20 protein-coding genes, 3 pseudogenes and 1 riboswitch are annotated in these 24,087 nt (G+C 68.1%); of the genes and pseudogenes, 11 read left to right on the top strand and 12 right to left on the bottom strand.

Going from position 1 to position 24,087, the window contains the following annotated elements:
• Window positions 1-12: 12 nt before the first annotated feature.
• The 5 genes and pseudogenes from hemC to hemE form a co-directional block, all read right to left on the bottom strand.
• A pseudogene (gene hemC, locus KY499_RS16570) lies at window positions 13-1,012 on the bottom strand (hydroxymethylbilane synthase).
• Entirely contained in the window at window positions 1,009-2,271 is a 1,263-nt protein-coding gene (locus KY499_RS16565; RefSeq protein WP_123255768.1) for a ferrochelatase, read from the bottom strand. The pseudogene hemC and the gene KY499_RS16565 overlap by 4 nt, the downstream one beginning before the upstream one ends.
• Window positions 2,268-2,969: a hydrogen peroxide-dependent heme synthase gene (gene hemQ, locus KY499_RS16560; RefSeq protein WP_219885863.1), complete on the bottom strand. Its 702-nt coding sequence runs from the start codon at window positions 2,967-2,969 to the stop codon at window positions 2,268-2,270. The genes KY499_RS16565 and hemQ overlap by 4 nt, the downstream gene beginning before the upstream one ends.
• 123 nt (window positions 2,970-3,092) lie before the next feature.
• On the bottom strand, window positions 3,093-4,586 hold the full coding sequence (gene hemG / locus KY499_RS16555; protein WP_219885862.1) for a protoporphyrinogen oxidase: 1,494 nt from the start codon (window positions 4,584-4,586) through the stop codon (window positions 3,093-3,095).
• 3 nt (window positions 4,587-4,589) lie between these two features.
• Window positions 4,590-5,708: a uroporphyrinogen decarboxylase gene (gene hemE, locus KY499_RS16550; RefSeq protein ID WP_123255765.1), complete on the bottom strand. Its 1,119-nt coding sequence runs from the start codon at window positions 5,706-5,708 to the stop codon at window positions 4,590-4,592.
• A 159-nt stretch (window positions 5,709-5,867) separates the two neighbouring features.
• Between hemE and KY499_RS16545 the strand changes: the two genes are divergently transcribed.
• Entirely contained in the window at window positions 5,868-7,202 is a 1,335-nt protein-coding gene (locus tag KY499_RS16545) for a glutamyl-tRNA reductase (RefSeq protein WP_219885861.1), read from the top strand.
• Between the two features lie 103 nt (window positions 7,203-7,305).
• Here KY499_RS16545 and moeB read toward each other — a convergent pair whose 3' ends face one another.
• Window positions 7,306-8,463, bottom strand: a complete 1,158-nt coding sequence (gene moeB / locus KY499_RS16540; RefSeq protein WP_219887053.1) for a molybdopterin-synthase adenylyltransferase MoeB — start codon at window positions 8,461-8,463, stop codon at window positions 7,306-7,308.
• Window positions 8,464-8,722: 259 nt separating this feature from the next.
• Here moeB and KY499_RS16535 point away from each other — a divergent pair.
• From KY499_RS16535 to KY499_RS16525, 3 genes and pseudogenes are all read left to right on the top strand, one after another.
• Window positions 8,723-9,278, top strand: a pseudogene (locus KY499_RS16535) (TetR/AcrR family transcriptional regulator).
• A 51-nt stretch (window positions 9,279-9,329) separates the two neighbouring features.
• Window positions 9,330-9,554 carry a DUF3107 domain-containing protein gene (locus tag KY499_RS16530; RefSeq protein ID WP_123255761.1) on the top strand — a complete coding sequence of 75 codons (225 nt, stop codon included), beginning with the start codon at window positions 9,330-9,332 and terminating at the stop codon, window positions 9,552-9,554.
• Window positions 9,555-9,605: 51 nt separating this feature from the next.
• Window positions 9,606-9,908: a hypothetical protein gene (locus tag KY499_RS16525; RefSeq protein ID WP_123255760.1), complete on the top strand. Its 303-nt coding sequence runs from the start codon at window positions 9,606-9,608 to the stop codon at window positions 9,906-9,908.
• Here KY499_RS16525 and KY499_RS16520 read toward each other — a convergent pair.
• The 4 genes from KY499_RS16520 to KY499_RS16505 all read right to left on the bottom strand — a co-directional run bounded on the left by KY499_RS16520 (window position 9,905) and on the right by KY499_RS16505 (window position 13,169).
• Complete coding sequence (locus tag KY499_RS16520; RefSeq protein WP_219885860.1) at window positions 9,905-10,591, bottom strand: 4a-hydroxytetrahydrobiopterin dehydratase; 687 nt, start codon at window positions 10,589-10,591, stop codon at window positions 9,905-9,907. The two genes, KY499_RS16525 and KY499_RS16520, sit on opposite strands and share 4 nt — an antisense overlap.
• 72 nt (window positions 10,592-10,663) lie before the next feature.
• Window positions 10,664-11,491, bottom strand: a complete 828-nt coding sequence (locus KY499_RS16515; RefSeq protein WP_308813109.1) for a thiazole synthase — start codon at window positions 11,489-11,491, stop codon at window positions 10,664-10,666.
• Between the two features lie 20 nt (window positions 11,492-11,511).
• The gene (thiS, locus tag KY499_RS16510) at window positions 11,512-11,748 is read right to left on the bottom strand and encodes a sulfur carrier protein ThiS (RefSeq protein ID WP_123255758.1); all 237 of its coding nucleotides are present in this window, start codon (window positions 11,746-11,748) and stop codon (window positions 11,512-11,514) included.
• Between the two features lie 53 nt (window positions 11,749-11,801).
• Window positions 11,802-13,169, bottom strand: a complete 1,368-nt coding sequence (locus tag KY499_RS16505; protein WP_219885859.1) for an FAD-dependent oxidoreductase — start codon at window positions 13,167-13,169, stop codon at window positions 11,802-11,804.
• Window positions 13,165-13,283: riboswitch (TPP riboswitch) on the bottom strand. It overlaps the preceding gene by 5 nt.
• Window positions 13,284-13,309: 26 nt before the next feature.
• Here KY499_RS16505 and thiE point away from each other — a divergent pair.
• From thiE to KY499_RS16485, 4 genes and pseudogenes are all read left to right on the top strand, one after another.
• Window positions 13,310-14,014, top strand: coding sequence for a thiamine phosphate synthase (gene thiE, locus KY499_RS16500; protein ID WP_219885858.1), 705 nt, complete (start codon window positions 13,310-13,312; stop codon window positions 14,012-14,014).
• A gap of 98 nt (window positions 14,015-14,112) precedes the next feature.
• Window positions 14,113-15,604, top strand: a pseudogene (locus KY499_RS16495) (RNB domain-containing ribonuclease).
• A gap of 294 nt (window positions 15,605-15,898) precedes the next feature.
• Window positions 15,899-17,668, top strand: a complete 1,770-nt coding sequence (locus KY499_RS16490) for a DEAD/DEAH box helicase (protein ID WP_123255753.1) — start codon at window positions 15,899-15,901, stop codon at window positions 17,666-17,668.
• An 8-nt stretch (window positions 17,669-17,676) separates the two neighbouring features.
• Window positions 17,677-18,552, top strand: coding sequence for a site-specific DNA-methyltransferase (locus KY499_RS16485; protein WP_123255752.1), 876 nt, complete (start codon window positions 17,677-17,679; stop codon window positions 18,550-18,552).
• Window positions 18,553-18,555: 3 nt separating this feature from the next.
• Here the strand turns inward: KY499_RS16485 and KY499_RS16480 are convergent, their stop codons facing one another.
• Window positions 18,556-19,413, bottom strand: coding sequence for a PHP domain-containing protein (locus KY499_RS16480; RefSeq protein ID WP_123255751.1), 858 nt, complete (start codon window positions 19,411-19,413; stop codon window positions 18,556-18,558).
• A gap of 58 nt (window positions 19,414-19,471) precedes the next feature.
• On the opposite strand from KY499_RS16480, the gene KY499_RS16475 reads away from it, so the two are divergent.
• Window positions 19,472-21,055: an aminopeptidase P family protein gene (locus tag KY499_RS16475; RefSeq protein ID WP_123255750.1), complete on the top strand. Its 1,584-nt coding sequence runs from the start codon at window positions 19,472-19,474 to the stop codon at window positions 21,053-21,055.
• 94 nt (window positions 21,056-21,149) lie between these two features.
• Here the strand turns inward: KY499_RS16475 and KY499_RS16470 are convergent, their stop codons facing one another.
• Window positions 21,150-22,007, bottom strand: a complete 858-nt coding sequence (locus KY499_RS16470) for a general stress protein (protein ID WP_123255749.1) — start codon at window positions 22,005-22,007, stop codon at window positions 21,150-21,152.
• Window positions 22,008-22,084: 77 nt separating this feature from the next.
• Between KY499_RS16470 and KY499_RS16465 the strand changes: the two genes are divergently transcribed.
• Together KY499_RS16465 and KY499_RS16460 are read left to right on the top strand one after the other, a co-directional pair.
• Complete coding sequence (locus tag KY499_RS16465) at window positions 22,085-23,368, top strand: magnesium transporter MgtE N-terminal domain-containing protein (RefSeq protein WP_219885857.1); 1,284 nt, start codon at window positions 22,085-22,087, stop codon at window positions 23,366-23,368.
• The gene (locus tag KY499_RS16460) at window positions 23,349-24,080 is read left to right on the top strand and encodes a DUF1003 domain-containing protein (RefSeq protein ID WP_123255747.1); all 732 of its coding nucleotides are present in this window, start codon (window positions 23,349-23,351) and stop codon (window positions 24,078-24,080) included. The genes KY499_RS16465 and KY499_RS16460 overlap by 20 nt, the downstream gene beginning before the upstream one ends.
• Window positions 24,081-24,087: the final 7 nt, after the last annotated feature.

The following is a 24,087-nucleotide window of genomic DNA, read 5'->3' as shown; positions in this document are numbered from 1 at the left end:
GGATCCCGCAGGTCAGGAGGCTGCCAGGTCCGCGATGTCGGCAGCACCCCGCGCCAGCAGGACCTCGGCCAGCTCAATCCCAAGCAGGGTTGCGCCGACCTCGGTGAGCCCGTCGGTGGCTTTTTTATCGCGGACAGCGGCCGAACCGTCGACGGCGCAGACCACGGCCTCAAGGTGCAGCATGCTTCCCTTGCGGTAGGCGTGGGCGCCCACCGGGGCCGCGCATCCTGCCTCCAGCCGGGCCAGGAGAGCCCGCTCGGCCGTTACCGCGAGCCGCGTGTCCGGATCGTCGAGGGCTGCGAGAGCCTGCGCCAGCACTCCCTGTGAGCCTTCGGTGGATCCGGCCTTGCGGGGTGCGTCGGCGGTCCGGCATTCGATCGCGAGAGCTCCCTGGCCGGCCGCGGGCAGCATCACATCCGCTTCCAGGTATTCACTGACCACATCGAGCCGTCCGATCCGGTGCAGGCCCCGCGGCGGCAAGCACAACGGCGTCGAGATCGCAGGACTTGCCTGCCACAACGGCGTCAGTCGTATTGCCCGGCAGCCCGGGAACGCGGCCGAGACGCGTATCAACGTTGCCGCGGATATCCCGGATGTCCAGGTCGGGCCGTGCGGCGCGCAACTGGGCCGCACGGCGCGGGGAACCGGTGCCCACGGTGGCACCTGTGGGCAGGTCGGAGAGCTTCAGCCCGTCCCGGGCGCACAGGACATCCCGGACGTCGACCCGCTTGGGCGTCGCCGCCAGGGTGAGCCCGGGGGCAGCGCCGGTGGGCAGGTCCTTCAGGGAATGGACCGCGACGTCGCATTCGTCCCGCAGCAGCGCGTCCCGGAGTGCAGCGACGAAGACCCCGGTTCCGCCCATTTGGGACAGCGAACCGGTCAGGACGTCGCCGTCGGTCCGGATGTGCACGAGCTCTGCTGCGAACCCGCCGACGGCGGACAATTGGTCGGCCGTCTGCTGCGTCTGGGTCAGCGCCAGTTTGCTGGCGCGTGTGCCGATCCGGACGCTCACGGCAGTTCCTGGCCGGCTGCGGTCGTTGACCCCGGACCCGCCGGGTACGGGTCATGTCCGGTGCCGACGGTGGTATCGGCTGCGGCGATGGTTGGCTTCGCGCCGCGGAAGTTCGCGCAGCAGCCTGGCCGGCAAACGTCGTACCAGGGACCGAGCCTGGTCAGGTGCGGACGGTCGGCGATGTTGTTTGCGGCGGTCCGCTCACAGATCAGGTCCACGATGCCGCTGACAAACTTGCGGTGGGTGCCGGGGGTGGGAACGCGGGTGGCCGCCAGGCCGAGCTTCCCGCAGGTCTCCAGGGCCTCGGTGTCCAGGTCCCAGACAACTTCCATGTGGTCGCTGACGAAGCCGAGCGGAACAATCACAACGCCCTTGATGCCCTGTCCGGCGAGATCTTCGATGGCGTCGTTGATGTCGGGTTCAAGCCACGGCACGTGCGGGGCTCCAGAGCGGGACTGGTAGACGAGCGACCACGGCGCGGTGAGCCCGGTCTGGGCTTCGACCCGCCGGATGACCTCGGTACCGGTCGCCAGGTGCTGCGCCGCGTAGGCGGAGTCCTCCTCGAAGTGCCGCGGTTCGCCCTCGGACCGCCCGGCGGCCTCGGCATCCCGGGTGGGGATGGAGTGCGTGGCGAAGAGGATGTGCACGGGTGCGTCCGGGGTTCCGGCCGCGGCCAGCTGGGCCCGGACGTCGGCGAGGCCGGCGGCGGTGCCTTCGATGAAGGGTTCCACGAAGCCGGGGTGATCGAAGTATTGGCGCACCTTGTCGACTTCGAGCTTGCCGTCCAGCCCGGTTTCCGTCAGCGCCATGCCGATGTCTTCACGGTACTGCCGGCAACTGGAGTAGCAGGAGTAGGCGCTGGTGGTGACCATGAGGACCTTGCGGTGACCGGCGTCGTACATGTCCTTCAGGGTCTGCGGCACGTAGGGCGCCCAGTTGCGGTTGCCCCAGAAGACCGGCAGTTCGATGCCGCGGGTGGCCAGTTCCGCCTCCATGGCGGCCTTCAGCTCACGGTTCTGCTGGTTGATGGGGCTGATGCCGCCGTTGGCACGGTAGTGGTGGGAGACTTCCTCGAGGCGTTCATCCGGGATGCCCCGGCCGCGGGTGACGTTCCGCAGGAACGGCAGGACATCCTCCTGGCCTTCGGGACCGCCGAACGAGGCGAGGAGCACGGCGTCGTAGTCCTTCGGTGCCATCCGCCCGGTCTGCGTGACGTCGTTGGTGGAGGTCAGATCGTCGGTGGATTCCAGCGGGCTCATGCGAGGACCTCGGCGATCTCGGCGGCGCTGACGCGGCGGCCGGTGTAGAAAGGAATTTCTTCACGGACGTGGTGGCGGGCCTCGGTGGCGCGCAGATGCCGCATCAGGTCCACCAGGTCCACCAGGTCGGGCGCTTCCAGGCCAAGGATCCACTCCCAGTCGCCGAGGGCAAAAGATGACACCGTGTTCGAGATGACCTGCGGGAAATCGCGGCCCAGGAGTCCATGATCGCGGAGCATGGCGCCGCGTTCGGCGTCCGGGAGCAGGTACCACTCGTAGGAACGGACGAAGGGGTACACGCAAAGCCACTGCGCCGGTTCCACACCGCGGGAGAAGGCCGGTGTGTGGTTCTTCGCGAACTCGGCCTCGCGGTGCACGCCCATGGCCGACCAGACGATGTCCGTGCCGGCGAACAGCGGGCTGCGCCGAATGTCCCGGACTGCCCGCTGGAGGGCCTCCGGCTGGGGTCCATGCAGCCACACCATAATGTCCGCGTCGGCGCGCATCGCGGAGACGTCGTAGCTGCCGCGGTGGATCACGCCGGCGTCGGCCAGCCGGCCAATCAGGGCCTCGAAATCCTCGGCAGCGTCGTCGCTGCGCAGGACCTCCACGGAGCGCTTGAAGACGGTCCAAAGGGTAAAGAACTGCTCGGCTGATTCATCGGTTTTGGTGACAGATTCGGCAGAAGTGTGGCTCATGAATACAAGTTTGCCCCCTTGTTGCGACTAAGTCGAAACAAGGCACTTCTACGGCGCGTAGAAGTGCCTCATCTCACATCCTGTTGCCGTGCGGTGCCGCCGGTTTCAGGACAGCAGCCGGTTTCAAGACAGCAGCCGGCGTACTTCCCGCGGCACGTCCGCGACAATCGCGGCGAGTCCGTTGCCGGAGAGCCAGCCGCCGACCACCGCGAGGGTTCCTTCCCGGCAACAGACAGTGCGGACTTCGGCGACACGCCGCTGGTGGCCGATGGAGGCGAAAGGGAGCGCGCCCGACCAGCGCACAACGTCCCAGCCGGCGACGTCTCCGCTGGTGACGGCAACGGCGAGCAAGGCCGAAGCATCGGCCAGGGCTGCGTGGAACAACTCCTCGTCGGAGCGGGGAATCGCGCCGTCCCCCCCGGTCCCCGGCAGCGGCTGCCCGGCCATCACCCCGTCCCCGCTGCGGCCATAAGAGAGCCGGAGGATGTGCGTGCCGGACCCGGCGCGGGTGGCCAGCCAGCCCCACTTGGCTGTCGCATGCGTCAGGGCTTTCGCCCGGATGCCCGGGCTTTGCGGGGCCACCAGGACGCCCGTGCCGCGCGGAGCACCGTCCAGGTCCGGGCATGTGACGACCAGCGTGACCAGGCTGACGTCCGGTCCTTCGGCGGGCCTGAAGTCGGCGAGTTCCGGCACGGCGCCCGCGAGGAGTCCAACGGCGGCCGGGCCTTCCACTGCAATGACGAGAAGACCGGCGTCGTACGTTCTGCCACCGGCGCTCACGCGCCATCCGGCCAGGGCCCGCTCCACGGCGTCCACGCGGGTCCCTGCCAGCAAGGTGACGCCGCGTTTCCGCAGGTCTGCCACCAGCGCCGCGACAAGGGTGTGCATCCCGCCGCGCAGGCCGGCGACGGCGGAGCCCGCCTTCGCCGGTTCGGCGGGCCGGGTCCCGGGCCCGGGAGTGAGGGCCGCCGGGCCCTGTCCCCTGCGCTGGGCGGATACGGCGGCCGCGAGGGATCCGTGGCGGCGGATTCCGTCGCGCAGCCCCGGTGCCACCATGTCGACATCCAGCACGGCAGGGTCGGCCGAGTGGACGCCGCCGACGACCGGCGCCACGAGCCGCTCCAGCACCCGGCGGCCCATCCGCCGGCGGACGAGGTCCGCCACGCTGGTGGCCTCAGCGGCGGTGCCCAGCGATGCCGGCAACAGCACGTCGAGCGCGGCCCGGAGCGTGCCGGCCAGTCCGAGTGAGCGGCGCACTTCGGGGTCCCAGGGGTTGGCCGGGATCCCCAGCACCCCGGTTTTGGGGAGTTCGCGTGGCCCGTCCGGCAACTGGACCCAGGCGCCGCCAGGGTTCGGTGCCACGATCTCGCCTTCGAGCCCGAGGTCGGTGGCGAGGTCCGCCACCGCCGTGGACCGGGTCGCGAAGGATTCCGCGCCGCTGTCGAGGGTCAGGCCGGCGACGGTATGGCTTCCCACGCAACCTCCCCAATCAGCCGAGGCTTCCAGGACGGTGGTGCGGACGCCGGCCAGAGCCAGTTCGCGCGCCGCGAGCAGACCGGAGATCCCCCCGCCCACCACAACGGCGGTGGTCCCGGGGACAACCTGGCCAGCGTCCATGCGTTATTCCGGTGAGATCGAGTGGATGAGCTCGACGACGCGCGTCAGCACGGCCGCGTCCGTCTCCGGCGGAACGCCGTGACCAAGGTTCACGACATGGCCGGGTGCCGCTGCGCCGGCTGCGAGCACCTCGCGGACGTGGGCTTCCAGCACTTCCCAGGGGGCCGACAGCAGCGCCGGGTCAATATTGCCCTGCAGCGGCACAGTACCTCCGAGGCGGCGGTTGGCCTCGTCCAGCGGCAGGCGGTAGTCGACGCCAACGACGTCGACGCCCACGTCGCGCATGGCCACGAGCAGTTCCGAGGTTCCCGTGCCGAAGTGGATCAGCGGGGCGCCGAGATGGCGGACGTGGTCCAGGGCCCGGGACGAGGCCGGGGCGACGAAGCGTTCATAGTCGGCAAGCCCGAGCGATCCGGCCCAGGAGTCGAAGAGCTGCGCGGCGGAGGCGCCGGCTTCCAACTGCGCGCGCAGGAACATGCCGGAGGCGTCTGCAGCCCAGGCAGCCAGCGCGGTCCAGGTCTCCGGGTCGGCGTGCATCATGGTGCGCGGGCCGAGGTGGTCGCGGGACGGCTTGCCCTCGACCATGTACGCCGCGAGGGTAAAGGGCGCGCCGGCAAAGCCGATCAGCGGGGTGCTGCCAAGCTGGGCCACGGTCAGCCGGACGGCCTCCCGGATGGGCTCCAGCGCTTCCCACGTCAGTTGCGGGAGCGCTGCGACGTCTTCCGCTGTGCGGACCGGATGGTCAAGGACCGGCCCGACCCCGGGGACGATATCCACGCCGACGCCGGCCAGCTTGAGCGGAATGACGATGTCGGAGAAGAAGATGGCAGCATCAACGTCGTGGCGGCGCACCGGCTGCAACGTGATTTCGGCAGCGAGCTCGGGTCGCAGGCAGGACTCCAGCATCCCCACGCCTTCGCGGACCTTGAGGTATTCGGGAAGCGACCGCCCGGCCTGGCGCATGAACCAGACGGGGCGGCGGGAAGGCGTGCCGCCGCGGTAGGCGGTGATGAGCGGCGAGTTCGCGGTCCGCCCGTCCATCAGAGGGTGTCCGGCGTCGAGCTGGTCGATGGCAGGGCTGACTCGGGAAGTGTCGTCGGTGGCCGCAGCGCTAGGATTCATGTCTTTGATTGTGCCCAAATTCGGCCCCAAAAGATAACGACAGCCTGTCAGCGGCACGACCGGGGGCCTTGGCTGTGGCAGGCGTCATGGCCCCGGGTGTCCGGCCTCTCAGCCCGAGGTCACTCGGCGCGTCCGCGGAAAAGCTATGATGGGGATGCTGTGGTTCTATTTTCATTGGTGGCTACACACGCCGACATCGACCTCGAAACCGTTGCTCAACTGAGCACCGGCGCTTCAGAGCTCGCGACATCCACCCTCGCCGGATCGCCGGCAGTGGCGGGTGCGATTGTCCTTGCCACCTGCAATCGCTTTGAAATCTACGCCGAAGCCCCGCATGCCGACGACGTTGCCGTCGCCCGCGCCGCCTTCATCTCCCGGATCAGCGCAGCCAGCGGCCTCAGCGACCAGCGGGTCTCCCGCGCGTTCGGGACCCGGATCGGGCCCGACGTCAGCCAGCACCTCTTTTCCGTCAGCTCGGGACTCGATTCCGCGGTCGTCGGCGAGCGTGAGATTGCCGGCCAGGTCCGCCGGTCCCTGATCACGGCCCAGCATGAGGGAACCGCGAGCTCCGCGCTCGTGCGGTTGTTCCAGGCAGCATCCAAGACCGCCAAAGACGTCGGCGCGCAAACAGCGCTGGGGTCCCGCGGCCTGTCGATCGTCTCCGTGGCTCTGGATCTTGCCACCGATCTTTCCGAGAACCCTGACTGGTCTGCCAAAAAGGCTGTGATCTTCGGGACCGGCGCCTACGCCGGGGCCACGATGTCGCTGCTGCGCGAGCGCGGTTGCACGGATGTCTCCGTGTTCTCCTCGTCGGGGCGCGCCGCCGGCTTCGTCGCCACCCGGGGCGGCACGGCGGTGGACGAAGACACCCTGCCGGCAGCCGTTGCCGCAGCCGACGTGATGATCGGCTGCAGTGGTTCGGACACCCGCGTCGAAGCTGCCGAACTCGCCCAGGTCCGGTCCGCCGCACCGCAGCCGCTGATCGCAATCGACCTCGCCCTCACCCACGATTTTGATCCTGCGGTCGGCGAGCTCGACGGCGTCGAACTGCTGACCCTTGAGTCGGTCCGCCTGGCCGCCCCGCAGGAGCAGGCCGAGTCGCTGACCCAGGCCAGCAGCATTGTTACCGGCGCCGCCATCGCGTTCGAGCAGGAACGCGAAACCCGCTCCGTGGATTCCGCCATCGTCGCACTGCGTCGCCATACGATGAACGTCCTGGATGCTGAGATGGAAAAGGTCCGCGCCCGCCACGGCTGCACGGCCGCAGCCGAAGAAGTGGAATTCGCCCTGCGCCGGATGGTCAAGCAGCTGCTGCATGTTCCCACCGTGCGCGCCCGAGAGTTGGCCGCAAACGGCCAGCAGGAACACTACGTGGCGGGCCTCGAGGCCCTCTACGGCATCACGGTGGACCAGCCGGCTGCCCCGGAAGCTGGCGCCTGTCCTGCCGATGACCCCCAGCTGACCGGCACCGACCAGCAGCGGCACACCGCGTAGCCGGAGGGCCCCGGACAGCCTGGCCGGTCAGACCTCTGGCGTGGTCCCGGACAGACTTCCGCCCTGGTCACAGCAGCGCCGCGGGCGCAGCCATCTCATCCCGTCAGTACACCGGCTTCGCGGGCTCAATTTCACGCACCCAGGCGAGGATTCCGCCCTCAAGGTGACTGACCCGTGCGTAGCCCGCGGCGCGCGCCGCAGCCAGGACGGCAGCCGACCGGGTACCGGCCTTGCAGTGGAAGACGATGTCCTCGTCCTGCGGCAGCTCGTGCCATGCCTCCCCAGCCAGGATCCGGCCTTGCGGAATCAGTACGGCGCCCTCGATCCGGACTATGTCGTACTCGCCGCTCTCGCGTACATCCACCAGGTGAAAATCCTTGAGGCCGGCTTTCCGTGAGGCCAGCATGGTGGCGAGCTGGGTGGCGGTGACGGTATGCCCGGGTCCTGCTCCGGCCTCGGGTTCGGGGGTGATCCCGCAGAACGCCTCGTAGTCGGTGAGTGCGGTGATCCGTTGCGCCGCGGGATCGCGGGATACCTTAATTTCCCGCCAGGTTCCGCCGAGCGCATCGAAGAGCGCCAGCCGGCCCAACAGTGACCGTCCGACGCCGGTGATGAGCTTGACGGCCTCCGTCACCATCAACGACCCGACAGCGGCGCAGAGCATCCCGAACACGCCACCTTCCCCGCACGACGGCACCGACCCCGCCGGCGGCGCCTCGGGGTACAAGTCACGGTAGGTCGGCCCGTACTGTTCCCAAAAAACGCTGACCTGGCCGTCAAAACGGAAGATCGAACCCCAGACATAAGGCTTGCCCAGGATGGCGGCTGCGTCGTTGACGAGGTAGCGGGTCGCGAAGTTGTCAGCACCGTCAAGGATGAGGTCGTATTCGGCGAAGAGCTCCAGGGCGTTGGAGGCGTCGAGCCGGGTGTTGTGCAGCCGGACGTTGACGAGCGGATTCAGCGCGGCGATGGCGTCCCGGGCAGATTCGGTCTTGGGCCGACCGACGTCCGCAACTCCGTGGATCACCTGGCGCTGCAGGTTGCTGAGGTCGACTGCGTCGTCGTCGACAATTCCGAGGGTTCCCACCCCCGCGGCGGCCAAGTAAAGCAACGCCGGGGAGCCGAGGCCGCCGGCCCCGATGACCAGGACTTTCGCGTTCTTGAGGCGGCGTTGACCGAGCGTACCGATCTCCGGAATGATCAGGTGCCGTGAGTACCGTTCCACCTCCTCCGGGCTGAGACCATCGGCAGGCTCAACCAGGGGGCCCCGGGCCGTCGAGGCGGCGTTGCAGAGGCGGCGGGTTCGTCAATCGTGGAAGCCATACCTCAATCTATGCCCGCAGATGCCGCCGGGTCATATTACCCGCGCGTAAGGTGTACATAATTGGAACGAGGAAAGTGGGAAATCCGTGATTGATCCGTCACCGCTTGAACGGGGTCAGGCCGGCAAGCCGTCGACTGCGCAGCCGCGGGGCGGCGGCCGCTCCGCACGGCTCCCCCGCGACGAGCGCCGGGCGCAGCTGCTCGCGGCGGCGCAGGAAGTGTTCGTTGCCAACGGATACCACGGAGCCGCCATGGATGAAATCGCCGAGACGGCGCGGGTCAGCAAGCCGGTGCTCTACCAGCATTTCCCGTCCAAGCGCGAGCTGTACATCGCCCTCCTGGACAGCCACCTGACGGGTCTCACCGAGCTCCTGCTGGGGGCATTGAACTCCACCACCGACAACAAGGAACGCGTCCAGGCCGTGATGCGCGCCTACTACCAGTTCATCGCCGGCGATGACCGGGCCCCACCGGCTCGTGTTCGAATCCGACCTGATCAATGATCCCGACGTCAGCGATCGGCTGGAGACGTTCAATAAGACGTTCGCCGACGCTGTGGCCCGGGTGATTGCCGAGGATACCAAGCTGCCCCCGTTGGAGGCACAGCTGCTGGGCCGCGGACTCGCCGGAATGGCTCACGTCAGCGCCCGGTACTGGCTGGAAACCGGCGGCGATCTCGACCTCGATGTAGCCAGTGACCTGATCTACCGTTTAGCTTGGCGCGGAATCTCCCGCTTCCCTAAAGAGACCTAGACTACAAATAGATAACACCCAAATATCTTTGATTGGCTGGGAGGCCTTGCAGTGGAAGTAAAGATCGGCATTCAGAATATCGGCCGCGAAATTGTCCTCGAATCGACCCAGGACGCTGACGCAGTGGCCAAGGTCGTCGGCGAAGCCATCGCCAAGGGCACCGAGCTGCGCCTGACGGACGAAAAGGGACGCCAGGTGATCGTCCCCTCCGGTGTTATTGGCTACGTCGAAATCGGAGCCGAAGAAGTCCGCCGGGTTGGATTCGGCGCCCTCTAGCCCCTGCCGGCCTGCCTCTGCATCTGTCCGCACAACGAAAAGGTGTCTTGAATGCTGTCCCTGATTGTGGTTGCGATGGTGTCCATCGCCGCGGGCTTCGTGGTGTGGGCGAATGACAAGCGGCACGCCAAATACGGCATCAGCCTGCCCGCGGGGGTTTCAGCCTCGGTCGGGATGCTGAGCTGGATCACCTTTATGTCAGCCGGGTTCGGCTACCAGCCGGGCCTGACGTGGATCCCGTGGATTCTGCCGCCTGTCCTGGGCGTCGGGGCCGCGGTTGCGGCCGTGCTGTTCCTCGGCAGGGCACGGATCCGGCACGACACCGCCCGGCTGACCGCCATCCTCAAAATCTAGTCCGGAGGCGGCTGGTCCTGAACCGTTTCGGGCCCGTGGCCCGCTTCGGTACAGAGGCACAGCCGGTTGCCTTGAACATCCGTGACCACCACCCAGCGGGGTGCGTGGTCACGGTTCATTAACGCCCCGGTCGCCGCGGTCTTCTCCTGGACGGGCCCGGACTCGGCCTGGCTGCGGTGCACGTCAAGGTGGATATGATTGCTGTTGGGGGTGGACGTCTCCTGGAACCACACCCCGGGGCCGCGGCCATATGGGTCCATCAGGTCCCCCGAACTTGCCCTCCGGTAGCCGAGAGCCACCCGCCACACCTCGGAAATCGCGGCAGGGTCCTCGGTATCGATGCCGACCTCAATGGTCCGGAACAGCCCCGGCTCCGCGGCGGCGCCGGACGCCGCTGCAGCTGCACCGGCCGCTGTCGCCGCTGCGACGTCACGCGGGGTCACCTGGCCGCCGGCGTCATGGGAGCTGTACCGCAGAAACACCCGGTTGTAGCGCCAGTCGAGGTCCGGGTGATGGCCCTGCTCCTCGGCCAGCCGCCCGACGGCGGCAATCAGCTCAAGGGCCGCGGCGCTGGTCGGCGCCTTGTAGACGGTCACCAGCCCGCCAAGACGGTATCTCCAGTCCGGCAGGCCCGCCAGGGCGGCGTCGATCTGGTCCGCGCTGAGGATAGCCGGGACTGCCATATCGTGCTCCTTCGCTCGCGCGCGGGCCGGTCCGTTGCCGGTCGCTACCGCCGGATTCTTCCGCCGGCCCGGTTATAGGAATTCGGCCCGGCCTTCCATCGCGGAGGACGCCAGGGCGTGTTCGCGGCGCGGGATCCGGCCGGCTGTTTTCGCCAGCCTACCGGCGATCACGGCGTGTTTGAAGGCCTCCCCCATCAGTACCGGATTCTGCGCACGGGTTACTGCCGTGGCCAGCAGGACGGCGTCGCAGCCGAGCTCCATGGCCAGGGCCGCGTCCGAGGCCGTACCGATCCCGGCGTCCAGGACGACCGGCACGGAGGCCCGCGAGACGATCAGCTCGATGTTGTGGGGGTTCAGGATCCCCAGGCCCGTGCCGATCGGCGATCCCAGCGGCATCACGGCGGCCGCGCCCAGGTTCTCCAGCCGCAGGGCCAGGACCGGATCATCGTTGGTGTAGGCGAAGACCTTGAAGCCCCGGGCCACCAGCTGTTCGGTCGCGTCGACCAATTCCACGGCGTCCGGGAGCAATGTGTGTTCATCGGCGATGACTTCGAGCTTGACCCAGTCCGTTTCCAGGGCCTCCCTGGCCAGTTCGGCGGTCAAGACCGCGTCCTTAGCCGTGAAACAGCCGGCGGTGTTGGGCAGCACCCTGATCTGGTGGTCCTGGAGCAGTTGGAACAGCGAGCCCGTCTCAGCGGGCGAGTAGCGGCGCATGGCGACGGTGGTCAGTTCCGTCCCGGAGGCCACGAGGGCAGCGCCGAGCCCGTCCAGGCTTGGCGCCCCGCCGGTTCCCATGATCAGGCGTGATCCCAGCCGGACGCCGTCGACGACGAAGGGGTCCCGGCTGGACTGCTCGAGCGGACCGGATGCGGGCTCCTGCGTTGCCTGCAGTGTGTTCATCGTGGTGTCCTTCATGCCGTTCATCCTCCCTGCACCGCGGTCACGAGTTCGACGTCGTCGCCGTCGGCGAGCGCCGTCCCATGCCATTGGCTGCGCGGTACCATTTCGGAATTCCGGGCGACGGCAACCCCGAGTTTCCGGCCGTCTGCGGACTGCCCGTCGTGGCCGATGTCGCGGCCGGTGAGCTGGCTGACCAGCGTGCTGACGGAGGCGCCGTCGGCGACGGTATGCTCCGTTCCGTTGAGTCTGATGTTCATGCTGTTTCCTTAGGTGTGCTCTTGAAAGTGGTGCGTTTGATTCCGGGCGGCCGTTACCGGGCCGTGGCCGCTGCCGGGCGGCGGGCCGTGGAAAACCGGTCCGGACGGAAGCGGCCCCAGCGCGGATCCGCCGTTCCATCCAGCAGCTCCCGGCAGATGGCCGCTGCTGCCGGGGTCAGGAGGACGCCGTGCCGGAAGAACCCGGTGGCGATGATCAGTCCCGCGATGTCACCGCCGTCTTCCCCGGCGTTCCGGTCCGCCACGCGGCCGAGCAGCGGGGCGTTGTCGGGGGTGCCCGGCCGGGCCCGCGCCGTGGCTTCGAGCAGTTCCAGCTCGGCCACCGCCGGCAGCAATTGCTGGGCGTCCCGCAACAGCTGGTAGACGCCGCCGGCAGAGACCGCGACGGCGCCGCTCCGGTTCGTCCCGCCGCCAGAGGCCTTCCCTGGGTTGCTTCCCGTGGCAGCGGCCGGTCCGTCCTCGCGCTGGGTCGCCCCGATCACTACGGTCCCGTCCTGCCGCGGCACAATGTACACCGGGACGCCGCGGACGAGGCCGCGCACCGTGGACGTCAGCAGCGGCCGGAGGTGGGCGGGGACCCGGAGCCGAAGGATGTCGCCGCAGACCGGGCGCAGCGGCAAGGTGAGTCCGGCCGGCAGCCCGCCCAGGTCCGGGGCGCCGAGTCCGTTGGCCACAATTGTCTCCCGGGCATGAATGACGCCGCCGCCGGCGAGGATGGCCCCGCCCACGCGGCCGTCATCCCACAGCAACCCGGCCGCGCGCCGGGGAATCGCCCGGCTGCGGCCGTCGGCGCCCAGCAGCTCCGCCAACCGGGTGAGCAGCCGGCGCGGGTCCACCTGGTGGTCCGCCGGGATCTCGAAGGCACAGGAAATCCCGGGGCTCAGCAGCGGCTCCCGGCCGCGCGCCGCACGGACGGTCAGGGGTTCCACCGTCAGGCCGCATGCCTGCTGGACGGACCGCAGGTCCGCGAGCGCCCTGCGGTCGGCGGCGTCGGCACCCAGCGCGAGGGTCGGCGTCGTCAGATATCCGGTCCCGGTATCCGTGCCTGCGCCGGATCCACTGTCTGCTGCTGCCGCACACTCCAGTCCGGCGGCGAAGTCGGGCCACAGCCGTGACGATTCGAGCATCAGCTCCAGGAGTGCTTCTTCCTGGTAGTGCAGTTCGCTGACCGGGGCGAGCATGCCGGCGGCGGCCCAGCTGGCCCCGGTGCCGGGAGCGTCGTCGATCAGCGCCACGGACCGGCCGGAGCGGCTGGCCGCCAGCGCGATTCCGTGGCCAATGACGCCGCCGCCGATCACAGCGACGTCGTACCGGGCCTCCGCCGCGGTGTCGCCGTCGGCGCCGTCACGGCCGGGTTTGTCGCGGCCGGGTCCACCGGTGCCGGTGCCGGAGGGTCTGTCCATAACGTGCATCCTTCCCTACGCCGGTACTAACCGGATCAGGTCAAGCGGTCGGCTCTGACGCCCTCTCAGCCCTGCAGCATGTGACTGCTGCTACTGGCTCCCGCGGTATGCGCCCAGTGTAGAACAACTATTGTGGTGCCATGCGCCCAGATGCTTCTTATGACTCAGCACCCCTCCAGACGGCACGCCTTTACCTGTGCACCGACGCCCGCCGGGACCGAGGTGACTTCGAGAGCTTCGTCGACGCCGCGTTTGCCGGCGGCGTGGACATCATCCAGCTCCGGGACAAGTCGCTGGAGGCGGCCGAGGAACTGGAGCTCCTTAGCGTCCTGGCCGCGGTGGCGCAGCGGCACGGCAAGCTCTGGGCGGTGAACGACCGGGCAGACGTCGCTTCGCTCTCGGGCGCCCCGGTCCTCCACGTCGGGCAGAAAGACCTCCCGCCAGGCGCCGCCCGGTCCTTGCTGGGCCCGGCGGCGGTGCTGGGACTTTCCACCCACAGCCCCCGTGAAGTCGATGCCGCGATCGCTGCCGCGCAGGGACCGGGAGCGCTGGACTACTTCTGTGTCGGCCCGGTCTGGGCCACGCCCACCAAACCGGGCCGCGCCGCCGTCGGACTCGATCTGGTGCGGTACGCCGCCGAAGCGGACCGGGCCCGCGATGCCGGCGGCCCCGCCGGTGGCATCATGCCGTGGTTCGCGATTGGCGGTATCGATCTGGGCAATGTGGAACAGGTGGCTGCTGCCGGCGCCCGGCGGATCGTGGTGGTCCGGGCCATCACCGACGCCGACGATCCCGCCCACGCTGCCAAGTCGCTGCTCGACGCACTGGACGCCGCCGCAGCCTGAGCCGCTGCCCGCCGCCGGGTGACGACGCCGGGTGAACGGCGCCCGGTGCCGGCGCCCGGTCCGAGACTAATCATGGATTTCGAGTTACGCTGATTTTCGTGTCCCATCATCGTCTGGCCCCAAGCATCCACCGGCAGAAAAACCAACTGGCGGCGGCGCTCTCAGAGCTGCGCAGCACGCTGGAACTCCCGGGGCCCGTTCCCCGAAGACGTGCTCCGGGACGCCGATACTGCGGTGGCCGAGCACAAAATGCCGGAGCTGGACCTCACCCATGTTGAGTTCGTCACCATCGACCCGGAGTCCTCCACCGACCTGGACCAGGCCCTGTTTATCGAACAGTCCGGTGCGGGCTACACGGTGCTGTACGCCATCGCCGACGTCCCCTCTTTCGTAACTCCGGACAGTGCGCTGGACGCGGAAACCCGCCGCCGCGGCCAGACGTTTTATACGCCCGACGGCCGGATCCCGCTGCACCCGGAAGTGATCAGCGAAGCAGCCGGCAGCCTGCTCCCGGACCAGCTGTGCTCGGCGTTCGTCTGGGAGTTTGAGCTCGACGCCGCCGCAGAGGTGAGTTCCGCACTGGTGCGCCGGGCACAGGTCCGCAGCCGCGCCAAGCTCAGCTACAAGGGCGTCCAGGCCGACCTCGATGCCGGTACCGCCCCGCCCGCGCTGCAACTGCTCCGCGAGGTCGGCATCAAGCGGGTGGAACTGGAGCGCCTCCGTGGCGGGGCCAGCCTGAACATGCCCGAGCAGGAGATTCAGCAACTGCCCGACGGTGGCTACCGGATCGTCGCGGCCCCGTCGCTGCCCGTGGAGGACTGGAACGCGCAGATGTCGCTCATGACGGGAATGGCCGCGGCACGGCTGATGCTCGACGGCAAGGTCGGCATCCTCCGCACCATGCCCGCCCCCGATGAGGGATCCTTACAGCACTTCCACCGTCAAACCCATGCCCTGGGCAAGCCCTGGGACGGGGAAATGAGCTACGGCGAGTACCTGCGGACCCTTGACCCGACGGATCCCCGGCAACTGGCGATCGTGCATTCGGCCGGCATGCTGTTCCGCGGCGCGGGCTACACCCCTTTTGACGGGTCCGAGCCAGAGGCCGACCTGCAGGCAGCCATCGGTACCGCCTACGCGCACGCCACCGCTCCGCTGCGGCGTCTCGTAGACCGGTTCGTCCTGGTGATCTGCGAGGCGCTGAGCAGCGGAACGGAGGTCCCTGCGTGGGCACGGGACGCACTGCCCTCATTGCCATCCATCATGGCGTCCTCCGACCAGCTGGCCGGACGGATGGAGCGGCTGGCGCTGGACACAGTTGAAGCGGCGCTGCTGGTGAACCATATCGGGCAGGAATTCGACGCCGTCGTCATCTCGGGCGCGAAGCCCGCCAGGAACGGCAACGGCGGCTCTAACGGCAAAGGCAACGGAAACGGCAACGGCAACGGCCCGTCCGGCGTCGTCCAGATCGCCGATCCGGCGGTGACTGCCCGGTGCCCGGGCGAGCTGGAATCGGGCACCGAGGTGCGGGTGCGCATCCTCTCCGCCGACATCGCCACCCGCGAGGTCCGGCTGGAGCTGGTGGACTGACTCCGGGGACTCCGGACGGTTTTCGACGGCCCCGTCGAGCTTCCCGGCCGCGTACGGCTAGACTGAAGAGGTAGATATGGATGCCCGGTCGTTGATTTCCAAGATTTTCGAATTCAACAAGCCCGCCCCTACGCGATCTTGAGATCCACCCGCTGGTCCCCAGTGCCAGCAATTAGATAGCCCGCGATCGGCTTCCACTGGAATTGCCTGCGCGCCTGAGCGTGCTCCGGAACGGCCAACCGGCCGGCCCCGTCGAGCAAGCCGCGCAGCCCAAAAGGAATAAGGAAACTCCCTGTGAGTGAATTGCACACGCACCAGCTTCTGACCGACGAGTCCGGAACGGAATCGATCGAGCCGGAAGAGACCATCATCTCGGACGAGAAGCCGCACGAGATTGCCGAGAAGACCTTCGCAGACTTCAAGGTCCGCGCCGACATCGTCGAGTCGCTCGCCGACGCCGGCATCACCCACCCCTTCCCGATCCAGGCCATGACACTGCCCGTCGCCTTGTCCGGCCACGACATCATCGGCCAGGCCAAGACGGGTACCGGCAAGACCCTGGGCTTCGGCATCCCCGCGCTGCAGCGCGTGATCGGCCGCGACGACGCCGGGTTCGACAAGCTCACGGTGCCGGGCGCCCCGCAGGCCCTCGTTATCGTGCCGACCCGTGAGCTTGCCGTGCAGGTCGCGAGCGACCTTGAAACCGCGTCGCGGAAGCGCAACGCCCGGATCGCCACGATCTACGGTGGACGCGCGTATGAGCCCCAGGTAGATGCCCTGCAGAAGGGCGTCGAAGTCGTCGTCGGCACTCCCGGCCGCCTGATCGACCTCTACAAGCAGAAGCACCTCAGCCTCGCCAACGTCAAGATGGTTATCCTCGACGAGGCCGATGAGATGCTGGACCTCGGCTTCCTCCCGGACGTCGAAACCCTGATTGCCGGCACCCCGGCGGTCCGCCAGACGCTGCTGTTCTCGGCCACCATGCCGGGCCCGGTCATTGCCATGGCCCGCCGTTACATGACGCAGCCGACCCATATCCGCGCCGCCGACCCGGACGATGAGGGCCTGACCAAGCGCGACATCCGGCAGCTGATCTACCGCGCCCACAGCATGGACAAGGTCGAGGTCGTCGCCCGCATCCTGCAGGCACGCGGCCGCGGCCGCACCATCATCTTCACCAAGACCAAGCGCACCGCCGCCAAGGTCGCCGAGGAACTCGTGGACCGCGGCTTCGCCGCCGCCGCCATCCACGGTGACCTGGGCCAGGGCGCCCGCGAGCAGGCCCTCCGCGCCTTCCGCAACAACAAGGTGGATGTCCTGGTGGCCACCGACGTCGCCGCCCGCGGCATCGACGTCGACGACGTCACGCACGTGATCAACTACCAGTGCGTCGAGGACGAGAAAATCTACCTGCACCGCGTCGGCCGCACCGGCCGCGCCGGGAATAAAGGCACCGCCGTCACCTTCGTTGACTGGGACGACATGCCGCGCTGGGGCCTCATCAACAAGGCCCTGGGCCTGAGCTACCCGGAGCCCGTGGAAACGTACTCCTCCTCGCCGCACCTGTTCGAGGAGCTCGATATCCCCGCGGGCACCAAGGGCCGGCTGCCCCGTGATAAGCGGGTCCTTGCCGGAGTCGACGCCGAGGTGCTTGAGGATCTCGGCGAGACCGGAAAGAAGCCCACCCGCAGCGGCGGCCAGGCCGGCGCGCGCGGCGGCTCCCGCGACGGCGGACGCTCTGCCGCTGCCAACGGAGGACGCGAAAGCGCCGGTCGTGACAGCGCCGGTCGTGACGGCGGACGCTCCGGCGGCCGTGACTCACGCCGCGGCGACGCAGGCTCCCGCTCCGGTGAGCGCCGGCGTCGCCCCGCTGCCGGGGACACTGAAGCATCAAGCACCGAGCCGGCCGCAACGGCCCAGGCGCCAGCCGCCGCCAAGGCTCCCGCCGAGGTCGATCGTGCCACGCAGGCCCGCCGCCGGACCCGCACCCGCCGCCGGAACGGCGAAGTGGTGGCCGGCGAAGCACCGCAGGGCACCTCGCGGCCGAGCAACGCAGAGGCCTAAACCCCTACATGACTGACACCGTCTGGGCGCCGGACGGCAGCAACCTGGTGGTACACGCGGACAACGCGGATTACCTCCCCACGCTGCCGGACGGCGCCTTCACACTGATCTATGTGGATCCGCCCTTCAACACCGGGCGGGCCCAGCGCCGCCAGGAGACCCGGATGGTCCGCAACGCCGGCGGCGAGGGCGACCGTGTCGGCTTTAAGGGACGCTCCTACGACACCATCAAGGGCGCCCTGCACAGCTACGACGACGCCTTCAGCGACTATTGGTCCTTCCTGGAGCCCCGGCTCGTCGAAGCGTGGCGGCTGCTGGCCGACGACGGCACGCTGTACCTGCATCTGGACTACCGGGAAGTGCACTACGCGAAGGTCATGCTTGACGCCATTTTTGGCCGGGAGTGTTTCCTGAACGAAATCATCTGGGCCTATGACTACGGCGCCCGCGCCAAGTACCGCTGGCCGACCAAGCACGACAACATCCTGGTCTACGTCAAAAACCCGGCGCGCTACCACTTCGACAGCGCCGAGGTCGACCGCGAGCCCTACATGGCCCCGGGACTCGTCACCGCGGCCAAGCGCGAACTCGGAAAACTGCCTACCGATGTCTGGTGGCACACCATCGTCTCCCCGACGGGTAAAGAAAAAACCGGGTACCCGACGCAGAAACCGGAGGGGCTGATCCGGCGCGTCGTCGCCGCGTCCAGCCGGCCCGGAGACTGGTGCCTGGACTTCTTCGCGGGTTCTGGAACGCTCGGCGCCGTCGCCGCGAAACTCGACCGGAAATTCATCTGCGTGGACCAGAACCAGCCGGCCATTGACGTGATGTCCAAACGGCTCGCAGCGCACGCGACGTTCACCCGGTTCACGCCCGCCGGGTAGTGCTCACGCCGGGCGTTGGCGGACGACCGCGGATCCGCTGCCGAGTTCCTCGATCCGGGCCAGCACCTCAGGCGCGGTGAGGTTCTCCCCCAGGCGGTTCGGTTTTCCGGTGCCGTGGTAGTCGGAGGACCCCGTCACGAACAGGCCGTGCTCCTCTGCCAGGCGCAGCAGGAACTCCCGGCCCTCTGCCGGGTTGTCCCGGTGGTAGACCTCGAGCCCGGCCAGCCCGGCGTCGATCATCTCCCGGTACGTCCCCTCCCCCACGATCCGGCCCCGGGCCGAGGCCACGGGGTGGGCAAAGACGGGGACGCCGCCGGCCGCGCGGACCAGCTCCACGGCCAAGGCCGGATCCGGGGCGTAGTGCTGCACGAAGTACCGTGACCGTGAGGTCAGGATCGAAGTGAAGGCTTCGGTCCGGTCCGCCACGACGCCGGCCGCAACGAGTGCGTCGGCGATGTGCGGCCGTCCGAGGGTGGCCCCGGGAGCCACCTGGTGGATGACGTCGTCCCATGTCAGAGGATAGTCCTCGGCGAGGAGGCTGACCATGCGCTGCGCCCGGGTGTGCCGGGCGTCCTTGGCCTTGGTGATCTCCCCGAGCAGCCCCGGGTGGGAGGGGTCGTGCAGATAGCTCAGCAGGTGCACGCTGATGCCTTGCTCAGTCCGGCAGGAAACCTCCATGCCCGGAACCAGCCCGACGCCGGATTCCAGGGCGGCCGCTGCCGCTCCGGCCCAGCCCGCCGTGGTGTCGTGATCGGTCAACGCCACGATGTCCAGCCCGGCGGCGGCGGCGGACGCAATGACCCCGGCCGGCGGCTGGGTTCCGTCGGAAACATTCGAGTGCGCATGCAGGTCAATCCTCACGTCATCAGCCTAATAGATGCGTTGGCCTCAGCCGCTCCGCTGGTGAGACTATGGGACGGTGAACGATGCAGATAACACCCAGGTCTCCACTTCCCAGCCTCTCGACGAGCGCGTCAACAATCGCTCGCAGCGGCCCAATTCCAAGGCATTCAAGGCCTTTATGGCCAGCCACTGGGCGCCTTCCGAGCAGCTGACCCCCGAACGGGACGCTGTTGCCGCCCACGCCGCAACCCGGCGCCGGGCCATCTCCGTCCAGTTCAAGGGCGAACGCCTCGTCATTCCGGCCGGTCCGCTGAAGGTCCGCTCGAACGACTGCGACTACCGGTTCCGTCCGCATTCGGGCTTTGCCCACTTGACGGGACTCGGTCTGGACCATGAGCCCGATGCGGTCCTGATCCTGGAGCCCGTCGCTGAGGGGACCGGCGATGACGGCGGCAACCACCAGGCGACGCTTTACTTCCGGCCGCTGGCCGGACGGGACACCGAGCAGTTCTACGCCGATTCCCGGTCCGGGGAGTTCTGGATCGGAGCCCGTCCCACACTTGCCGAGTTCGAGGCCCGGCTTGGCCTGAAGACCGCGGATCTTGGCGGACTTGAGCTGGGCATCACCAAGAACGTCGGGGCCCCCGAAATTGGCGGGACCTCCATCCGGCTGGTCCGCAAGGTCGATGAGAACATCGATGCCCTCGTCGACACCGCCCGCTACAACACGGCGAAGGATCCGGACAACCTCGACCTGAGCGTCCTGGACGCCCTCGACGAAAAGCTCAGCGAGGCCCTGTCCGAGCTCCGCCTGATCAAGGACGAGTGGGAAGTCGAACAGATGCGCACCGCCGTCGCCGCGACGGTGGAGGGCTTCACCGAAGCCGTCAAAGCCCTCCCCCGGGCGCTGACCCACCGGCGCGGAGAGCGCGTCGTGGAAGGGGCCTTCTTCGCCCGCGCCCGCGAGGAGGGCAACGAACTTGGCTACGACACCATCGCAGCGGCCGGCAACAATGCCACGGTGCTGCACTGGACCCGGAACACGGGCACCGTCAGCGCCGGTGAACTGCTGCTGCTCGACGCCGGCGTTGAGGCGGATTCGCTGTACACCGCGGACATCACCCGCACGCTGCCGGCCAACGGCACCTTCACCGCCATCCAGCGGAAAATCTACGAGGCGGTACTGGACGCCGCCGACGCCGCCTTCGCCGCAGCCCAGCCGGGCACGAAGTTCCGCGACATCCACACCGCCGCGACGACGGTGCTGGCCGAACGTCTGGACGCCTGGGGACTGCTGCCGGTCACCGTGGAGGAAGCCATAAGTCCCGAGGGGCAGCAGCACCGGCGCTGGATGCCACACGGCACCAGCCACCACCTCGGCCTCGACGTCCACGACTGTGCCCAGGCCAAGCGTGACCTGTACCTGGACGGCGTCCTCACCCCGGGCATGGTCTTCACGATTGAACCCGGCCTGTACTTCAAGGACGACGACCTCGCTGTTCCGGAAGAGTACCGGGGCATCGGCGTCCGGATTGAGGACGACGTCCTCATGACGGAGGCGGGCCCGGTCAACCTCAGCGCTGCGCTGCCGCGCAAGGCAGACGACGTCGAGTCCTGGATGGCCGGCATCTATCAGGAAGCCAACGGTCAGTCCGTCTAGGACCGCCGCCACGGCAAAACGCAGAGGGAGGCCCCGGACGGTGAACTGCTCAACGTCCGGGGCCTCCCTTTCTGCCTGTTGCCTGTCTGCCGGCTTAGCGTTGCTGGCCGTCCTCCGGCGGATCCTGCTTTTCGCCTTCAGAGACGCGGACTCCGTACTGGGGGCGGCCGTCGGGCAGGTCCGGGTAAGTGACCCCCGAGACCCGGCCGGCCGGGCGGGCTGCCGGCTCGTCCGTGCCGGGCGTCCGGTCTTCCGGCGCGCCGCCCTGGTGCTCTCCAGCTGGCTGGTTGCCGGATTCGGGGCTGCGCTGGCCGTAGGGGTCGTTCCAGGCCGCCGGACGCTGCGGGGTGTGGCCCTGCGGCCCGGGCTGCGGCTGGCCTTGCGGGGGCGTTGGACTCCGGTAGTCCGGCTGGTAGCCGCCCTGTACCGCGGTGGCCCCTGCGGACTGGGTCATCGGGAGCTGGTGCAGCAGACGGCGCGCCTCATGGGCTGCTTCAAACGACACCACGACGTCGTAGCTGGTCGCCACGACCTGGCTGGTAGACGTGAAGTCGCGCTTTCCGCGCTGCATCGCATACGTCACGATGCCGAAGAGCATAAAGAACGCGGCACCCATGAGGACCGACGTAATGATCGAGAAATAGCCCCCGGTCGGGGAGAAGAAGGACAGCATCACGCCGACGAAGAGGCCAAACCACATGCCGCTGAGTGCGCCGGAGAGGGCAACCCTCGGGTACGACAGCCGGCCGGTCACCCGCTCCACCATCTTCAGTTCGTTGCCCACGATCGAGACCATCTGGACCGGGAACTGTTGATCCGCCAGGTAGTCGACCGCCTTCTGGGCGTCGAGATAGGAGCTGTAGGAACCGACGACGTCGCCCTTGGGGACTGTGCGTGCCTCGTCGGGCCCGGTCGGGGCGCCTGCCTTCGGAGCACCAAAAATGTTTGCCATCTGCCTATTCTCGCCTATGAGGCTGGGGTATCGCTGTAAATTCAGCTAAAAGAGAGCAGACTCGGTAGCCTGTACACGTGAGCACAAATCTTTCGCGGGTGTTTGTCGCGCGCCTTCTCGGACTGGACGTCTTCGACCCCTTGGGCGACCGTCTGGGCCGGTTGCGCGATGTTGTGGTGCTCTCCCGCGGAACCCGGGGCGCTCCCCACGTGGTGGGCATCGTCGTTGAGGTCCCGGGCAAGAAGCGGGTCTTCGTGCCAATGACGCGCATCACGTCCATGGAGTCCACCCAGATCATCTGCACCGGCCTGGTTAATTTGCGCCGCTTTGAGCAGCGCGGGGCTGAAACCCTCGTTGTGGCCGAGATGTTTGACCGCCGCGTGACGCTCGCCGATGGCAGCGGCGACGCCACCATCGAGGACATCGCCATGGACCAGCACCGCTCCGGTGACTGGTTTGTCAGCAAACTCTTCGTCCGCCGCGGCCATTCCCTCTCCCCCTTGAGCCGGCTGCGCCGCAACGAGACACTGATCATTGACTGGGGGGATGCCCGCCAGGGCGCCAAGACCGAGCGGCAGGCCGCCACCCAGTTCGTTGCCACCCACGAGGACCTGAAACCGGCCGACTTTGCCGAAGCTCTTCAGGAGATGAGCGACAAGCGGCGCTTTGAGGTGGCGAGCGAACTGCAGGATGAGCGGCTCGCCGACGTCCTGCAGGAAATGACCGAAGGGGACCAGGTGGAAATCCTCTCGGCCCTGGATGTCAACCGCGCCGCCGACGTGCTGGAGGAAATGGATCCCGACGACGCCGCAGACCTCCTCGCTGAGCTCCCGAGCGCCCAGGCCGAACAACTCCTGCAGTTGATGGAGCCCGAGGGCGCCGAAGACGTCCGCCGCCTGCTTGAATACGACGAAGACACCGCCGGCGGCCTGATGACCCCTGTCCCGGTCATCCTGCCCCCGGAAGCAACCGTCGCCGAAGCGCTCGCCCACGTCCGGCGGGAGGAACTCTCGCCCGCATTGGCCTCCTCCATTTTTATTGCCCGGCCGCCGCTCGAAACCCCGACCGGCCGGTTCCTCGGCGTCGTACATATCCAGCAGCTCCTGCGCTTCCCGCCGCCGGAGCCGCTCGGCAACCTCGTGGACAAGAACCTGGAGCCCGTCTCCGACCAGGCACATATCAGCGAGGTGGCCCGCGCACTGGCCACCTACAACCTCAACTCGCTCCCTGTGGTCAACGACGACGGACGGCTTGTCGGGGCGGTGACTGTTGATGACGTACTGGATCATCTGTTGCCAGATGACTGGCGCGCCCACGATGACGATGCCCCGATAAGGAAACTTGGAGGCCGCATTGGCTGACAACAGCGCAGCAAGGAACTCCAACATCCGGTCCGGCGGCAAGCCCGGCGGCCTCGACACCCCGATGAGCGGACGGCAACGGATCCTGCCGAAGTTCTCACCCAATCCGGACGCCTTCGGCCATGCCACGGAGGGCTTCGCCCGGTTTATGGGTACGCCGGCGTTCCTTGTCTACATGACGGTATTCGTCATCGTCTGGCTGGGGTGGAACACCTTTGCCCCGGAGCAGTGGCAGTTCGACTCCCGGGCCCTCGGGTACACGCTGCTGACCCTGATGCTGTCCCTGCAGGCCTCCTATGCCGCTCCCCTGCTGCTGCTTGCCCAGAACCGGCAGGACGACCGGGACCGGGTCTCGCTGCAGCAGGACCGCCAGCGCGCCGAACGCAACCTCTCGGACACGGAATACTTGACCCGCGAGCTGGCGTCGCTCCGCATCGCCCTGCGCGAGGTCGCCACGCGTGACTATGTGAGGACGGAACTGCGCAGCCTGTTGGAAGACATGCTGGAAGCGCAGGAGGAACTACGGACGCATGACCCGTCGGCCGGTCTGCACGAGACCCCGCGGGACAAGGTCAAGGAGAAGCTAAGGGAGCGGCGCGACAAGCAGCGCGGACCCCGGACACAGCAGATCCCCAAAGTGAAAGCCAATCCCGATAAGCCTGAACCCGGCGGTACCGGTTCGCCGGCACCGCGAATCTCCCCCGAAAGCTGAGCATCCC

It is taken from the genome of Arthrobacter sp. PAMC25284, assembly GCF_019443425.1.
Taxonomy (GTDB): Bacteria; Actinomycetota; Actinomycetes; order Actinomycetales; family Micrococcaceae; genus Arthrobacter; species Arthrobacter oryzae_A.
Note: the sequence above shows the minus strand (reverse complement) of the source record. Positions and strands in the feature narration are given on the sequence as shown.

Excerpts from the sequence above, each read along its gene's own strand:
- KY499_RS16520 (WP_219885860.1), bottom strand. The coding sequence starts at position 10,591 with ATGGCAGTCCCGGCTATCCTCAGCGCGGACCAGATCGACGCCGCCCTG.
- thiE (WP_219885858.1), top strand. The coding sequence starts at position 13,310 with ATGCGCCCAGATGCTTCTTATGACTCAGCACCCCTCCAGACGGCACGC.
- hemG (WP_219885862.1), bottom strand. The coding sequence starts at position 4,586 with ATGGACGCTGGCCAGGTTGTCCCCGGGACCACCGCCGTTGTGGTGGGC.
- KY499_RS16565 (WP_123255768.1), bottom strand. The coding sequence starts at position 2,271 with ATGAGCCCGCTGGAATCCACCGACGATCTGACCTCCACCAACGACGTC.
- KY499_RS16470 (WP_123255749.1), bottom strand. The coding sequence starts at position 22,007 with ATGGCAAACATTTTTGGTGCTCCGAAGGCAGGCGCCCCGACCGGGCCC.
- KY499_RS16485 (WP_123255752.1), top strand. The coding sequence starts at position 17,677 with ATGACTGACACCGTCTGGGCGCCGGACGGCAGCAACCTGGTGGTACAC.
- hemQ (WP_219885863.1), bottom strand. The coding sequence starts at position 2,969 with ATGAGCCACACTTCTGCCGAATCTGTCACCAAAACCGATGAATCAGCC.
- KY499_RS16525 (WP_123255760.1), top strand. The coding sequence starts at position 9,606 with ATGCTGTCCCTGATTGTGGTTGCGATGGTGTCCATCGCCGCGGGCTTC.
- KY499_RS16505 (WP_219885859.1), bottom strand. The coding sequence starts at position 13,169 with ATGGACAGACCCTCCGGCACCGGCACCGGTGGACCCGGCCGCGACAAA.
- hemE (WP_123255765.1), bottom strand. The coding sequence starts at position 5,708 with ATGAATCCTAGCGCTGCGGCCACCGACGACACTTCCCGAGTCAGCCCT.
- KY499_RS16515 (WP_308813109.1), bottom strand. The coding sequence starts at position 11,491 with ATGAACACACTGCAGGCAACGCAGGAGCCCGCATCCGGTCCGCTCGAG.
- thiS (WP_123255758.1), bottom strand. The coding sequence starts at position 11,748 with ATGAACATCAGACTCAACGGAACGGAGCATACCGTCGCCGACGGCGCC.